The organism is Methanoregula sp., from assembly GCA_041645435.1.
Classification (GTDB): domain Archaea; phylum Halobacteriota; class Methanomicrobia; order Methanomicrobiales; family Methanospirillaceae; genus Methanoregula.
The window spans coordinates 58997-74829 of sequence record JBAZQB010000005.1 but is presented as its reverse complement, the minus strand read 5'-3'; the positions used below and the strand labels follow the sequence as shown (position 1 = coordinate 74829).

11 protein-coding genes and 2 tRNA genes are annotated in these 15833 nt (G+C 49.7%); 4 read left to right on the top strand and 9 right to left on the bottom strand.

Features of this window, described 5'->3' with window-relative positions:
• Positions 1-393: 393 nt before the first annotated feature.
• Positions 394-1380 (bottom strand): 5,10-methylenetetrahydromethanopterin reductase, encoded by a 987-nt coding sequence (locus WC593_11240; GenBank protein MFA4825712.1) that lies wholly within the window; start codon positions 1378-1380, stop codon positions 394-396.
• Positions 1381-1824: 444 nt separating this feature from the next.
• Here WC593_11240 and WC593_11235 point away from each other — a divergent pair, with 444 nt between their 5' ends.
• Positions 1825-4104 carry a tubulin/FtsZ family protein gene (locus WC593_11235; protein MFA4825711.1) on the top strand — a complete coding sequence of 760 codons (2280 nt, stop codon included), beginning with the start codon at positions 1825-1827 and terminating at the stop codon, positions 4102-4104.
• A 9-nt stretch (positions 4105-4113) separates the two neighbouring features.
• On the opposite strand, the gene WC593_11230 is transcribed toward WC593_11235, so the two are convergent.
• On the bottom strand, positions 4114-5064 hold the full coding sequence (locus tag WC593_11230; GenBank protein ID MFA4825710.1) for an NrpR regulatory domain-containing protein: 951 nt from the start codon (positions 5062-5064) through the stop codon (positions 4114-4116).
• Positions 5065-5066: 2 nt separating this feature from the next.
• Entirely contained in the window at positions 5067-5504 is a 438-nt protein-coding gene (locus tag WC593_11225) for a dCTP deaminase (GenBank protein ID MFA4825709.1), read from the bottom strand.
• 56 nt (positions 5505-5560) lie between these two features.
• On the opposite strand from WC593_11225, the gene WC593_11220 reads away from it, so the two are divergent.
• Positions 5561-5632, top strand: a tRNA-Arg gene (locus WC593_11220).
• Positions 5633-5808: 176 nt separating this feature from the next.
• On the opposite strand, the gene WC593_11215 is transcribed toward WC593_11220, so the two are convergent.
• The 3 genes from WC593_11215 to WC593_11205 all read right to left on the bottom strand — a co-directional run bounded on the left by WC593_11215 (position 5809) and on the right by WC593_11205 (position 11859).
• The gene (locus WC593_11215; GenBank protein MFA4825708.1) at positions 5809-7200 is read right to left on the bottom strand and encodes a PEGA domain-containing protein; all 1392 of its coding nucleotides are present in this window, start codon (positions 7198-7200) and stop codon (positions 5809-5811) included.
• 40 nt (positions 7201-7240) lie between these two features.
• The gene (locus tag WC593_11210; protein ID MFA4825707.1) at positions 7241-8764 is read right to left on the bottom strand and encodes an AMP phosphorylase; all 1524 of its coding nucleotides are present in this window, start codon (positions 8762-8764) and stop codon (positions 7241-7243) included.
• A 272-nt stretch (positions 8765-9036) separates the two neighbouring features.
• The gene (locus tag WC593_11205; GenBank protein MFA4825706.1) at positions 9037-11859 is read right to left on the bottom strand and encodes an MEMAR_RS02690 family S-layer glycoprotein; all 2823 of its coding nucleotides are present in this window, start codon (positions 11857-11859) and stop codon (positions 9037-9039) included.
• 789 nt (positions 11860-12648) lie between these two features.
• Between WC593_11205 and WC593_11200 the strand changes: the two genes are divergently transcribed.
• Positions 12649-13374 carry a thymidylate synthase gene (locus tag WC593_11200; GenBank protein ID MFA4825705.1) on the top strand — a complete coding sequence of 242 codons (726 nt, stop codon included), beginning with the start codon at positions 12649-12651 and terminating at the stop codon, positions 13372-13374.
• Positions 13375-13433: 59 nt separating this feature from the next.
• Positions 13434-13506 (top strand) — tRNA-Gln (locus WC593_11195).
• A gap of 85 nt (positions 13507-13591) precedes the next feature.
• Here the strand turns inward: WC593_11195 and WC593_11190 are convergent.
• Genes WC593_11190 through WC593_11180 form a run of 3 tightly spaced genes read right to left on the bottom strand, consistent with a single transcriptional unit; the run spans position 13592 to position 15810 of the window.
• Complete coding sequence (locus WC593_11190) at positions 13592-14308, bottom strand: DUF1614 domain-containing protein (protein MFA4825704.1); 717 nt, start codon at positions 14306-14308, stop codon at positions 13592-13594.
• A gap of 9 nt (positions 14309-14317) precedes the next feature.
• On the bottom strand, positions 14318-14926 hold the full coding sequence (locus WC593_11185) for a fibrillarin-like rRNA/tRNA 2'-O-methyltransferase (GenBank protein MFA4825703.1): 609 nt from the start codon (positions 14924-14926) through the stop codon (positions 14318-14320).
• The gene (locus WC593_11180) at positions 14923-15810 is read right to left on the bottom strand and encodes an NOP5/NOP56 family protein (protein ID MFA4825702.1); all 888 of its coding nucleotides are present in this window, start codon (positions 15808-15810) and stop codon (positions 14923-14925) included. Before WC593_11180 ends, WC593_11185 begins: the two co-directional genes overlap by 4 nt.
• Positions 15811-15833 lie beyond the last annotated feature (23 nt).

Sequence of the window (15833 nt, the reverse complement as noted above, 5' to 3'; positions counted from 1 at the left end):
TTTTCAATCGCGATCATGAGGTGTTAGTTAGTGAGGCTACAATCGGATAATTATCCTACAAAATGCATGTACATGCTACAAAATTTTTGATTCTCCGGTGTGAGGGGCCGGAAAATAAAATCAAGGTCTGATTAAAAAATTTCAAACAGGGGGTGAGGGGTCGATTGAAAATTTTTTGCCGGAGATCGATCGCAGCGCAAATTTTTCTGCGGAAAAAGCTCGCGGTTTACTCTCATGCTCTTGCGATTCCAGTATGTCTAACCATTTAAGGAAGAATGCAAAAGGACCGCACTTAACATCAGATGCCAGGAAAATGGAGAAAAATGATTGATAATATCTGCCAGGATTTTCTGCTCCTTTTCAAAGAGCACCCTGACAGGTATTGGTCCGCACTTATACGACGTATTTGCCGAGGAGGCGGATCGAGTTGGTCATGTCGGGACCAAGGGGTGAGCCGAAGATGATCTGGGTGACACCGGCCTTGGTGAGGTCTTCGCATTTCTGCTTGACCATTGAGGGGGTTCCAGCAATGGTGAATGCATCGATCTCTTTGTCTCCAACGAGCTCTCCAACCGTCTTGAAGTCGAACTTTCCGAGTGCTGCCTTGATCTTGGCAACATTGGCAAGGTCGAGTCCGTGGCGGGTGAGCAGAGGTTCAGGTGAGCCGGCTGCAATGAATGCTGCAACGATCTTTGCTGCATTGCGGGCCTTCTTCTCGCTCTGGTCGATTGACATTGCGGTGTATGCACCGATGTCAAAATTCTTCTTGCCAACCTTGTCGCAGGCTGCCTTGATGATCGGGATTGCAACGGCGAAGTCCTTGGGGTTGGATGCGTTGATCAATGCACCGTCACCGATTCTTCCTGCAAGTTCAAGGACCTTGGGGCCCTGTGCACCGATGTACATCGGGATACCCTTCTTACCGGGCAGGGTGACACCGGTCAGCTTTGCACCGTCGTAGTCGAAGAACTGCATGCCTGACTTGTTCACCTGTTCACCGGAACAGAGCTTGCGAATCTGGACTACAGCTTCCTCGAGGCGTCCGACTGGCTTCTCAGGGTTGATTGCCAGCTTCGGGAGGGTTGAGAGGTCACCGGGACCAATACCGAGGACTGCACGTCCATCGGAGATCTCGTTCAGCGTGCAGGCAAAGGATGCCATTGCAGCGGGGGTGTCGGTAAATGCGTTCATGATACCCGGTCCCATCTTAAGGGACGTGGTCGCCTGCGCAATGGCGGCGAGGGTGGGGTAGCAGTGACGGTTGTTGTAGTGGTTTGTGATCCATGCGAAATCGATGTCTTTGGATTCTGCAAGTTTACAATAGTTGACAACTTGCTTTACGTTGACATTACCTGGTACAAATTCAATTCCATATGTCAAGGTTAGTTCACCTCATGGAGTATTACCCTACACGCGTTTAAATAAATTATGATTTTATGTTGGATTATTTGGAAGGGGCACGAGAAAAAAGCCCATTTTGACGTTTTTTTAAATAAAAACGCTGAATCATGAGTCGGAGCGGAGGTGAACGCAGGAAGATCCGGCCATTCAATCGACAACGGTGTGTTTTTCATAAAATTTTTTGGTTTATCAGAACCAAGTTATACGAACAGTAACAGATTCCGGTTTTTTTCCAATGAAAGAGCATAACAAATTCAGAAGGCGTGCGAAATATGCCAGGGAAAAACTTATGTGTACCCTATATTTAACCGACAAACCTTTTTTTTATCTGACGAGATTATCCTATAAGATATTGAACTTCCAACAATCAATTGTACATATAGTTCAAAATAACCTAATCACTGGAATTGGCAAGGGACGTGCATGAGAATACTGGCAATTGGACTTGGAGGTGCAGGCTGCAGGATTGTAAACAGCCTGTATGCAGTCGACCGTCGCAGCAGCAATGTTGCATGTGTCAAAGCTTTTGCCGTAGATGTCGATGAGGCCACCTTAGCACAACTGAAAGGTCTTCCGGAGGATGCAAAGATATACTTCCCTGCGCTGGATCCCGGGCCTGCAGATGCAATGGGAGAAAACACCCAGACAGCCACTATAGATATTGGAGAGATTGTCTCAAGAGTCCAGAATACCGAACATGGAGAGACAGATGCAATCTTCATCTGCTGCGGGCTTGGCGGAAGCATGGTGGATGTGGCACCCCATATCATTACAGCTCTCCGTAACTCGGTCACAGAGCCAATATTCGGTCTTATCACTCTTCCCTGCCTGGCTGAAGGTGAGCGAAAATCTGCAAAAGCCGCAGATGATATCGACATGCTTTCATCCCTTCTGGATGGTATTATCCTATTCGACAACGAGACGTGGTATAAAAAAATCCGATCGAAGAAATCCACCTTGGTAAAAAAAGAGAAGAGTTTTGCAGAAAAGATGGGTTTTGTAAAAGAGCAGCCGGCATTATCTCCAGCGCTTGCAACTTATCTCCTGTTAAACGATGCCATTGTCAAAAGGATCAGTCTTATCCTGCGGGCAGGAGAATTCAAGGCTGACGGGGGACTTGAACTCGCGGAAGTGGTTCTGGATTCCGGTGAGGTCCTCAATACCATGAAAGGGATGGGTTTCATCACTATCGGTTATGCAGTTGAACACCTCCCCCACGATCCACTGGGTTTTCTCTCATGGTTGCGACCGGGAGGCCTTTTAACCGATGACCATAAGAAAAGGGCCTCGCGTATCGTTGAACTCGCAAAGCAGGCAATATATCACGAGATATCAACACCCTGCGATATGACCAGCGCCCACAAGGCGCTCATCCTTGTTGCCGGGCCATCTCATGAACTCTCCATGAAAGGATTCATGACCGTCCGCAAATGGATCGATCGCAGCATCGCCGGGCTCGAAACCCGATCCGGGGATTACCCCGTTGTCAATACACAAAATGTTGCGATCATCATCATGCTTTCCGGCCTTGAGAATATTCCCCGTATCGATGAGATCCGGGAGATCCGTGCACAGGGAAGAACGGGTTATCAGAAATACCCTGCACATGAAATTGAATCCATCTCCCTTGAATCCATCACACAGTCAAAGAGTTCGGCAGACACAACGGACACAGGCACCATCTCTCTAAAACAGAGAGAAAGACCATCCCGGGACGAGATGATTGTTCTTCCCGTAAAAGAACACCCGGGCGGCAGGGATTTCGGTGCGCGTTCTCCGGAAGCTCGTTCGCGTATACCAGAGAGTCAACAGGCGAATTATCCTCCGTCAGCAGATACATCCTCAACGATTACCGGCATGCAGGAAAAAACCGCACAGCCACCTGAATTGAGGGGGTACGCGCCACAACGCAGGGTCGTTGCTTCACAAGAACACGCGGCGCATCCCAGCCACGTATCACCGGTGAACCCTCCCCAGCCACACAAAGCATCACACCACGAGGCACCATCATCAGGAACCAGGATGCAGGAGCCGGTAAGAGAGACCGAGGTCCATATCAATGATAGCCAGATACGAGCGAAAGACACTGAACGCCAGAGGATAGAAAAAGACTTACAAAGGCAGCGGATGATTGCGATATCCGGCCGGACACTCAAGACAAATACTGATACTCTGAAAAACCCGATTACATCACCCAGCCGTACGGTCATCCACCAAGAATCATCAAAGGAATTACCCCACATTCGTGTGCAGGAACGTGACAGACCAGTCCCCCCCATAGAAAAAACCCCGGAACAAAAAACAGTCATCATTGGAAAACGGAAACCCGCACCCATAAAGGACCAAAACATCGACACGGAAGACCAGAGCGTAAAAGAACCCGCAGGACGTGAGGATCCAGATATGTCATCGGGCCCTGATGGATATGTACCCGAAGGGGACTCTGCTGCGATGAAAGTCAGCGTGAAAGATCACAGTTACCGGGCAAAGGATGATATTTTTGGGGGGAAAAGCGTCGTGCGCACAGCAGTTCCTTCAGCCCGGGATTCCGGACTCGTCCATACCCGGCTAACCCAAAAAAAGAGTCTGGCGGGAAATGATACTGAGGGGAAAATACAGGAGGACACCGCTACCGAACAGTCGCAGCCTTCAGAGAAAAAACGGAAAATTACTACAAAAAAAGATGATTTTTCATGGATCTGATCGAAGGGATCAGTTGGTCTCCATCACTTTTGAAAACGGAATATTGCCGGCCCCGATCTCTGTTTTGATCTCAATGCCATGCTCAACAGTATTTCCAATATAATTCAGCCCACTGAAAGCAACAATTGAGAGCCTGTACGGATTGTTGGGTAAATTGAAGACCTGCGTTCCTAAAGTCACGGGAAAGACAAAGCCGCAGTTGTTCATCAGTTGAATGGTCTCTTCTACCTGCTTTTTCGCAGCGCAGGGAACTTCGCGGACGTTTGCGAGCGCAATACCGGTTTTTGTCCGGGCGAAACTGGAAATGGAGGTGAGACCTGAAGAGATAAAGAGTTCCAGCGGATCGATGGTTGTTCCCCGGTATCCGATCAGATCCCTGAAGCGTTTGGGTTCGCCCTGTTCGATTTCCAGTCTTCCCCCGAACGCCATCTTAACCGGAATTCCCTTTCTCTGGAATACCCCGTCCATGGAGATACTGCAGAGGGTAATAAAACCTATTGAGCCATGAGGTATCCGGGGATCGCGATCAATAATCCGGTAAGAGTTAAAGAATCCACAGCCGGATTTTACCACTTCATCAAATGCAACGGTGACCTTTTCCATCGACTCTGCAGGCACAATCGAGAGATTATATGCCACATCTCCGGTGACGGTCTCCGGATCAAACGTGCTCCGGTATGCAAGTCGCTCGAGTTTAGATATGATGAATCCGATCCTGTCGTCAACAAGGGCATTGTCGGTTTCATCCCGGCCAAGAGGGGTTAATACTCTTCCCAGGTTCCCGATCTTCTCGGTAAATCCCATTGTATCAAGATAACTGAGATAATACTGGACCGCACGGTCACTCAGAACAAAACCCCGCTCTGCCATAAGTTCCGAAAGTCGTTTTGCCCCAACAGGCTCACTATGCTCTTTTAAGATCCTTAAAATCTCGATATATTTCCTCTCGGTACGAATCACGATCACTTCGCCTCCACGACACCCTTGCTATCCTGGTAACGCCCCGCATACAACTGCGTTCCTTCCCGCACCTCATGAAGAACCATCTGGACAATCCGATCATTCTTATGTACAGGTAATGTATCTGCACCCATATTGGTCAGGCAGAGCGTCAGCTGCCCTCGAAAACCCGGATCCACAAAACCTGCACCCAGCAATACACCACGTCTTCCCATCGATGACCTGCACCGCAGTGTTCCGGCAATATCCATGGGGAGTTCAACCCATTCCAGTGTCGAGACGAGAGTACATACGCCCCGTTCGAGTACAATATTACCAGAAGCGCGTAGATCATAAGATGCGGGTTGCTGGCATTCTGCCCCATACGGGATGATTATAAGTTTTCCTGCTGCGCTGTCGAGGTCGAGACGGCGCTCAATTTCTGGTGCAGACAGAATCATTCAGTAGTGTATCGGTAGAAAATGCTTAATATCTTTTGATGTAAAGAAGATGAGAAGGATCCATGGGGTAGAGGACATCCTCTTGGGCTTCGAACCCAAGGACGCGGGTTCGATTCCCGCTGGGTCCGTTTTTTCTAAAAATTTTCCAAAATTTCCGTCCTGATATTTTTTTTAAGCCCCCAACGGTTCTGGTCCTATGATGATAGTATTGGTATCAGGATTCGTAGCGATTACTCTGATAGGGCAGAGCACTTCCTAAGATTGCACTTTTTAATAATACTTTTAAAAACAGCTAAAAAATAGATTATATGTCGTTTCTTCTTATGATATGACGCCGGTTCCGGTGACCAAGCATCCTGATTACCGCAAACAGCACAAGAACGCCCACTACTCCTGCTGCAATTATCGTGATCAGTCCCCAGTCAAGATTCTTTTCCAGAGTGAGAGTCGCGGATGCAGTTGCATTCCCCTGAATGACTTCTTTCTGGATCGATGCCGGTTGGTAACCATCCTTTGAGGCTGAAATATTGTAGACGGTATTAAATTTCAGTTTGGTGCTGTACTGCCCGCGATCATCAGTGACTCCAAGAGCATTGCCATTGAGGGAGATGCTGGCATTCGGAACAATTTTCTGCTCATTATCCTTGACAAAGAGGGTGAGATCGGCGTTTTCAAATGTCATCTCAAACGAATAATCCTCATTGGGGTTTGTCACCTGGATCGGGCGGCTTACGCTCACATACCCCGCCTTTCTGATCTCAACGGGATACGTTCCCGACACCAGCTTGGGAAAAGTACTGCGTCCATACTGGTTGGTAGTCCCCGACAAATTGCCATTGATATAAACATCCGCACCATTGATCGCGACCCGGTTTTCATCAAAAACGTAAATAAACGCACCAATGGAGGCTTTGGTTATTTCAACAGAATAGATGGCATCGGCATCACTGATTACCCGGGATTCGGTTAATGGCTGGTAACCGGTTTTCGTGATCTCAATTAAATTGGTTTTTCCACGGGTAACCGGGATAATCAGTCTTCCTTTGGCATCAGTTTTTCCAATAAGCACTGAATTAATTCTCACTTCTGCATCCGAAACCGGTGCTTTTCCATCCTTATCTTTAATCTCAATAGCAAAACGGTTTCCCGAAAGTAACCAGTATTGAATCTCCCGGTTCTCGGTATCCATATCCACAGTTCCGCTGCGTGGCTGATAGCTGGCAGCAGTAATATCAACTGAATACAGGGTTGTAGCTTTCACACCAAAGGTTGCAGAACCGGTGGCATCTGTATTCTTTGCCTGTGTCGAATTCTCTGCAGAGATATTCACAAGGGCTCCTGAAACCGGCAGATAGGTGTCAGAATCGTAAAGTATCACTTTGAGGGAGAGGCTTTTTCTGGTCAGGTTAACAAGGAGCGATGTTTCGTTTCTGCTTACCAACCGGTTCCAGTCATCATAACCATTCATTGAAACCAGAATATTCAGATCATTCAATCCGGAATGAGTGAGATACACCTGGCCGAGATTATTTGCCCGGGCAAAGTTGGCGCCATTGACAAATACCGTTGCATGAGGGATCGAGGTGTTATCAATACTGTCCTGCACAGTTATCTGCAGGTTCGTTGCCTGTACAGAGCTGCAGAGAAGGATCAGACACAGCAGAGCAAAAAGGAAACGATGCCTATGACTATACATGATAAATTATCGCTACCTGCTCATATATCAGCCAATCGGTCTAAATCTCTGAAATTGAGGGCACACGATCAAGAAGCATGCCTTCGACAAGCACCGGCATCAGACGCCTTCCTTCCTCAATTGCATTCTGGAGACGCCAGTTCCGTTCAGCATACAGGGTAAAGAGCGGTTCTCCGGCTTTGACAAGCTTGCCCTTTTTTGCGTGCAGGAGAATACCGGCACCCCGATCCTGGGGGGCTCCTGCCGTCCTGGCAAGAGTGACAAGAGAACGGTTGTTCATCTCAATTACATACCCTGAAGCCGGGGCTTTTACCACATACTGGTGTTCACCAGGAACAATATCCTCGGACTTTACCGTAGGATCTCCTCCCTGTATCTCAATAATCTGGCGGAATTTTTCAAGCGCTTTTCCTTTTGTGAGGATCTCCTGTGCCATTGCTGCTCCGGTTCCCCGAGCAGCTTTTCCTGACATTTCAAACGCGATCCCTGCAAGCGAGATACTCTTCTGGATAAATGAGTTCGGCTCCGTCGCCCCCTCAAGTACCCGGAGGGCTTCTTTTACCTCAAGTTTTGGCCCGATACTGTGCCCTACGGGAATATCCCCATACGTAAGAGCACATTCAACTTTCATATTGAGCCGTTCGCCCAGTTCAATAAACTCCCGGGCGAGTTTTCTCCCTTCCGCCATGGTCGCAACTTTGGTATGCAGACCCACGGGAATATCAATCACCACAAGATTTGCACCCACGGCAAATTTTTTTGCCATGACACTGGCAAGCATCTGACCTCTGGCATCAATCTTGAAGGGATATTCCTGGATGATAATGCGATCATCGGCAGGTGCAATATTCGTGGCACCGCCCCAGACAATTGCACCGCCTACTTTTTCGGTCATCTGTTGGACTTCACCGGCAGAGAACTCAACAAAGGCAAGGACTTCCATGAGATCGGCAGTACCTCCGGCACCGGTGATTGCCCGGGAGCTTGTCTTTGGTATTTTCAGGCCGCTTGCAGCGATGATGGGCACTACAAGGAGCGAGATCTTGTTGCCCGGTACACCCCCAATCGAATGTTTATCAACAATCGGGCGTGATGCAAACTTGATCTGTTCCCCCGTCTCAACCATTGCTCGGGTGAGATGTTCCACCTCATCCATATCGAGCGGGTTGATATAGGATGCTGTGATAAATGCGGTCAATTCGGCCGGAGATAAATCGTCGCTGACTACATCCTTGATGATAGTTAGTGTCTCTTCTTTGGTGAGCCTGATGCCATCCATCTTCTTTTTGATAAAGTCAAGAGATGCGGGTCTCCGTGCTTCACGGATCTCTATCTCTTCACCGCCTTCGAGATGCAGGCGTTCATTGGTTATCCGGTATATTCCAACAGTACCCTGCTGCGCAATCGTTGACGTTGTGTTCACTAATGCTGCTGCTGATATGCTGTTTTTTGAGTTTATTACCTGGACGCGATCACCATCAAGTACTCCGATGCTGCGGGCATCAGCCCGGTTGAGAAGTACACCTCGCGTTGCTATATCCAGAATTTTTGCACTGAATTTCACTGCCAGTCCCTCCAAAGGTAATGATGCCCTTTACTGGATGCATCATGATTACATCTACGTTAGCCGCTCTGGCAATAAAAGGTGCCACGGCGGACCGGTTACAGAGGCAAAAAACGGAGAAAATCCTGATAGTAAGTAAAACAAACGAACGATAGGATAGGATCTGGCATGAAAATCCATCAGGACATTTTCATCAGATATACAGGAAAGCCCTGCGGATAATGCCTGATTTTTGAAATCTGCAAATAAAAAAAAGATTTTTAGATGTTAGTTCAGTGCCTGCGCACAACGATGAACGCAACTGCGCCGAGACCAATCAATGCGATCAACGCACCGTAGCCGGGTGCCGGCTTGGGGGTTGTCGTGACTGGGACTGCGGTGGTTACAACGGGTGCTGCAGTGGTTACAACGGGTGCTACGGTTGTTACAACCGGTGCTTTGGTTGTGACAACAGGTGCTGCGCCTTCAAGAACATTGAACAGTGCAGTGGCAGTTGCTACCTGGAGAATTGCGTCTTCAGTAACAATGTACTCGTCTGGTTTGAATGTTGATGAGTCAACATCGAACGAGAGTTTGTTCATGCCGCTGTCACCCTTGGTGACCTTGACGGTGCCGGTTGCTCCGCTGAACTCGCCGCTCTGGCTCTTCTGAGTCGGCTTGAATGATGATGAGTAGACCTCGATAAGGACTTCGTCATCTACCGCGAGGTTGGTCGATGCAGTGATAGTGAACTTGTCACCAACGTGCTTGTCGCCAATCGGGTCGATACGGATGACGGGTACCTCAACGAGGAACTGGAGCTTGGTGTAGGTATCATCGACGTTGGGGTCGTTGATTCCCTGGACAAGTGCTTCAGCTGCGTCGGATCCCTGCAGGCTTCCTGCTCCGAGTAAGGCGAAGATCTTTGATCCAGCTGCTACACCGGTTACTTGGCTCTGGTAGTTCCAGACATCGTTTCCATTCAACCGGATATCGAACACATTGTTCTGCATCGGGTGCTGAACGACAACGAAGTACTGACCGGGGTAGAGATTCTTGGTGGTTGCCTGCGTAACCTCGTATTTGAACGAGGCGTCTGCATTCACAGATTCATCCTTGACACCATTGGCGTCAGTCGGGTAGTTCTTACCGAGGATCCAGATCTTGACACCTGTCGGGTTACCTTGTGCGGTACCGGTGATGAAGATCTTGTCACCCTGTGCGACAGTAGACTGGGATGCGGTTGCTGATACGAACGGCTTCTTGATGATGATTGAGACCGTTCCGAATGCAGTGTTTGCAAGGTTGTTGCTTGCTGCAGTGCGAGGCTGGCTTACTGCGTAGATGGTGTACGTGCCTGCATCGAGTGCAATGGCTGAGGTTCCCCACTTCCAGGACCAGGTGTTGTCACCATTGACATCAACTGACTTGAAGGAGGCTGCATTTCCATCTTCCACTCCTGCGGTTCCAGATGCAACGTTGGTCGCATCAGATCTCGGGTTAGTACCCTGAATCTGGGCACCCTGAGTTGGCAGGTTCGGACCTGAGATGAACAGGTATGTCTTGTAGGACTCGGTGTTGGTACCGGAGAACTTGATCTCTTCGCCGAGGTAGTAGCTCTGGTCGCCGGCTGCCACGATGGTGACTGCGCCCTTCTCGACCTTCACATCGACCTCATCGCTCTTGTAGACACCGGTGGACGGGTTGTTCTCTACACGGATCGTGTACTTCTGTGCCTTGGTCCAGTTGTTAGTTGTGAACTCAACAGTCCTGGTACCTGAGCTTGAAGTCTTGATTTTTGCGTAGTAGCGAGTGCTGTTGTAGGTTGCTACATCGTTTCCGCTAGTACCTTGCGTCGTTGTTGCAACATCTTGGCGCATATATGGAGTTGCAGAGGGTGCATTTTCAAACGAGTAGCCACCGATTGGATAATCTGCGGGGATACCAAGGCCAGTAGCGTTATTGGCAACATCCATATAAACCAGCTCTTGGTTTATATTGACCATGGGGGGCTGGTTATCGTATGCGCTGTTCATTGCGCTGGTGCCCTTGACCCACACATAGTAGAAGGTGGCTGGCTTACCAGTGACAGTAACGGAGAACGTCTTGCTGCGGACGACTGAGTCCTTGTTCGCCTCGATCTTCACCGTGTCAGAGACAAGGGTGATCGTGCCGGTCGCGGAAACGGTCTTTCCAGTGTAGTCTGCACCTGCATTCTTGTAATTGTACTTCATCCTGTTAAGGGTGGACTCTGCCCATGCTGAGTAGGTACCAACCGGGTACAAGTACTGGTTGTTGAAGTCAGTTGCATCAGTTACCCAGTAACCCGGGAACGTTACCCTGTCGCTGCTGTTGGTAGTTAACGTACCTAATGTCCAGGGAGATGTGTTGACATACTTCTTAGCGAGAGATGTCGCGTTGTTATAGGACAGGTTTCCAATCTGCAGTGAGGCGTATTGCGCACCATTTGCGTCCTTCACATAGATAGTGATGTAACCGTCAGCAAGAGTCGGGAACAATCCTTGGTAATTCCCGGCCGAAAGTGCCGAATTATTCTGCGCATTGAATCGCTTGGCACCGTCAAGTGCAGAGTACATGTTGGTGTTAATCTTGAACCCAAGTGCTTCTCCCTGCGGAACCGATTTGCCCGTTACATCCAGTCCTTGGTTGAAGTCCCAGACCGCAATAGTAAGGCTCGGGTCCTGAACAGAGATATACCCGTTGCCCGCATCAGCGGCTGTTGTACCATTGAGCACGTACCAGTTGCCAGTGTAGGCACCAAAGGATACGGGATCAATCGTCATGGACTTGTAGTTAGTGGACAGATCAATGGTCTTGGTCGGGGCAGATGCGGTAATTGATGCTGCTGATGCCCACCAGCCGATTGTTTTGTTCACGGGTGTTAGAGTATCTAAGTAAGTGTCATCTACTGAAGTAAAGGTAGCATTTCTAGCCTGATTTAAGAAATGGGTTAAGTTCAAACCTTCTTCACCAATGAAGACAGTTGCTCCCTGGTTGATAATCGATCCGTTCGTTACTGCTGCTGATACCGGCATAACCGCCATCAGGACGAACAGAGCGACTGCAACCAGTGCAATAGTTAATCGCTTAGTCATATGTTTAGTTCCTCCAAAGTTTACATCATACATTTCAAGCCGCGAACCGTTTCGACAGATGCCGAATAACAGTTCTACGAGCCCCATACTCCGATTAGACGGAATATGGAACAGTATTTGTAAAAGAGTTAATATATCCTTTGTGGTCGATTTTTTGGGGAATTTGGGGCCTTAAATGGACCCTGTTTTCGATTTGAGGCATAAAAACTGAGTTTTCGTTATCCGATTCTTCCCCGGCCTTATTCACGGTTTTCAGCACCCGTCTTGGTGAATGAGTTATATGTCGCGCACTGGAATTATTTGTTTTAATTGACATATACTGTACATACATGTACAGTATTGGACATTCATTTTTGCTTTGGAAATTAATCCTGTGAGCACCTCATGCAGCATACCGGATTTCCTGAAATTTTGATATACAATAGCTCATATGAAAAAATATATGTCCCTCTTACACAGGAAGTTAAAACTACAATAATATTAAGATCCCTTGCCCTGCCCTAATAATCCGATATTACATATAACACACTTGACCACCCCTTACACCAAGACAGAACAAGCATGCCCCCCACCGACTCCTCTATCAGTAAGAGGTGGCAGCCTTTGAGATATGTAAGAAGCGAACCCTCTATAAATCCAGTATAGGAAAACTCCGCCATATTCCAGATAACACCGTATAACGGGATTCCATACATCTCCTGCGTTCCTTACACACTAAGATATTCAATTCCCTGGTATTCAGCGCACATTTCAACAAATATACAATATACCAAAACATACATTTCCCCCATGAGAGTCATCCGGGCGCCAAGCATCGGGCGGGCACACGAACAGGTCATCAAAATGATCCTAGAGAAAGGCTGGACCCTCCGGACGGAAGATGCCGAAGCAACGGTCGAGTTCGAAGAGATCGCCATGCAGGTAGACACCCCGCTTTCCGAACCCATGACAAGCCCGAACTCCCGGTTCCAGCAGCGGTTCGTTGAACAGTACGCCCATGATCTGATTCATGGATCACATGCCAACTTCGAGTATGATTACCATGGACGGCTCTTCGACTGGGGCGAAAGACTCGTCACTGACGGGCAACCGGTACATGTGGACCAGATCGCCTATATTGTAGACAAACTCCGGTCCCAACCCGAGACACGCCGGGCTGTAGCGATTACCTGGAACCCGGTCATTGATGAAAAACTCGATGACTGTCCCTGCCTCCAGCTCGTCCAGTGCATCGTGAGGGCCAATAAACTCCACATGCGGGTAATCTTCCGGTCCAACGACATGCTTACCGCAGCAGGTGCCAATATGTACGCTCTCGTTCAGCTCCAGAAACATATTGCCGATCAGCTCGGCATCACCTGCGGAACATACACCCACATCTCGCTCGTCCCGCACATCTATTATATCCGGGACATGCACGACATTGAACCATTCTGCGGCAAAGGTGAGTTCATCCACCCGGTCAAGGAAGTCTGCCGCGCCTGCAAGGGATGCGGACGGGCACAGAGCGTATAACCGGCACAAGCAGTCCGTCACTTTAATTAAGCAACAGCGGCAAAAAGTATGAGGCATATAGCCCGGTAGTGTAGCGGTCAATCATGGTGGCCTCTGGAGCCGCCGACAGCAGTTCGAATCTGCTCCGGGCTACTTCTTTTCGTGTATTCGTTATAAAAAATTGACACTGGTCAATTCTGCCCGATTCTGCATAGTTGCCTGCGCAGGTTAAGAGAAATTATGCGATGATCGCGGGCAGGATGCAGCAGATAAAAATTGCACTGAACGTACCAGCCCCGCCAATGCTCATTTCAGGAACTTCAAGATTCCGGATAGTATTGAGCCGGGCAATGTTTCCTCCAAGCAGGGTGCCGGTAGTCCCGCTCACAAATGCCACAACCGTTGCGGAAATTCCGGCATTGCCAAACAGGAGCATGCCCATGAGAAGTGCTGTGAGTGCCGGTATGAGCAGGGGCACACGCAAGCCCACACCCGGTACCGGACGCGTTGCGAAAAAAGTGACGAGTGCAACAAGTAAAATCCCCGCTCCGACCGGTACCAGCAGTGAGGTCCCGGTGATTTGCACGGCCTGATACAGCAGGTACAGTGAGATACAGACCGGCAGGAGTGCTCCTCCTAAATTGATGGAGACAATTGTCTCCCAAACCGGATCAACAGGCCACGGTGAACCTGAACCGAACACAGCAGCAGTATCGGGAGAGATCCGGACCATGTCACGCTTGATCCGATATAACGGGATATTAACATAACTCCCAAAGAGCATCAGCAGAACAACAGCAATGGCCGAGATCCAGGAAAACCCCAGCTTGGTGAATGCAGCCCCGATCACCCCGAGGACGAGCAGAGGGATGAGAACAATAATCAATCCTACAAACAGGAGAATGGCAAGCACAGATAGTGCTCCGGCAGAAACAAAACGGATTCCATCAGCCATGATACTCCCTCACGCCCCCGGTTTAGTGCAGACAATCGCTGCATGATCCTGGTGGTAGGGTGCAAGCCAGAGACACTCCTGCACGACAAACCCTGCTGAAGCGAGCGCATCCACCGTTTCCTGGAAGACAACATCGGGCTCTTTCCTGACATCAACACTCCGGGTCTTGAGCATCAGGATCAGCTGGCCCCCGGCACGCAGAAATGCAGAGTTCCGTATAGCAATCGTTGCCTGATCCGGCTGGGCTACATCCTGGTAGAGGAGATCCACGGTTTCAACGAGGGGTACGTACTGCTCAGGGCGGGTCGCATCTGCCATAATCGGCACAATATTCTTGCGGCGACGGGCCACTTCCAGGAGATCCTGCATCGGGCGGGGGGCGAACTCCACGGCATACACCACATCCGCATAATCCGCCACATGCGAAACCGTTGTCCCGTTCGCAGCGCCGAGATAGAGTACCCGGGTTTCCGCAGTGATCTCCACACCGGTTCCCTTGTGGTAGAGTGCCGCCAGCTTGCTACGGAACGGATCCCACACTCGTGCGGTGCCCAGCATGCGTTCACTGTATACCCCCCCCTCACCCTGCGAAACCAGCACGTCTCCGATCCAGATCATGGTTCATTCTCCTTACCGGTCAGTTTCCCGGTAACCTTTCCGGTCATATCGATGCGTGCCTGGGCTGATTCGAGGAAGGCCAGATCCGCAATTCCACGGTAATGGTCGATCCGGGCTGCTATTGCCAGCTTTCCTGCAAGCACGCGGGCAACCCTGCCACGGCAATCCCGGGGCGCATTGTGCACACGCCGGTGCTGGAAGATGATCCCGTGCTTGGGAGAGGGTGACTTGGTCCGGAGATGGGCGAACAGGGCGGTCCGCGCGCCGAGCACCTGTATGGCACTGGCTGGCATGCGGGAAAGGTCAGAAAGTCCCCCGGCGTGCGCCATGAGCCGGGCGGCAACCAGTCCCCCGATAAGTGCGCTGGTATTCGGCATCACGTCATTTGCCCTCCCTGAAACTGCTTTTGCAAGTTCTGTCCGTGTCAGCGAAAGACGCTCGATCTCCCCGGCCACAAAAGATAGCGCTCCACGGGATTTCTCACGGATGTTCTTCACCACAATGTGCGCAGGGGTCTTACGATATTTTCGGGTAAAGGTAGGGTGGCGGAGCTGGTACCATTCAACCGCCCGTTCGGTAAGCAGGTTGATTACGGTGTCCATCTCATCGAGGGTCCTCACCATCTGGAGCAGTTCGGCATCCTTACCGGAATACTGCTGGCGTATATCGCGCTCTGCAGCGGCAAAACAAACCTCGCGGAGTTTTGTTATATAGTCCGCACGGTCACGACACGCGCCGCACGTGACCGCGGTTTCCCAGGTCAGAGGAACAAATGATTCCATACTGGTGCGAATCAAGCGGACACGTTCAGCTTTGGCCTGCACATCACCGCCGAATAGTGTACACTTTCCATCATCTACATCCCCGAACCAGTAGGATCGCATATTAGAAAGATAAGGGGTGCGAG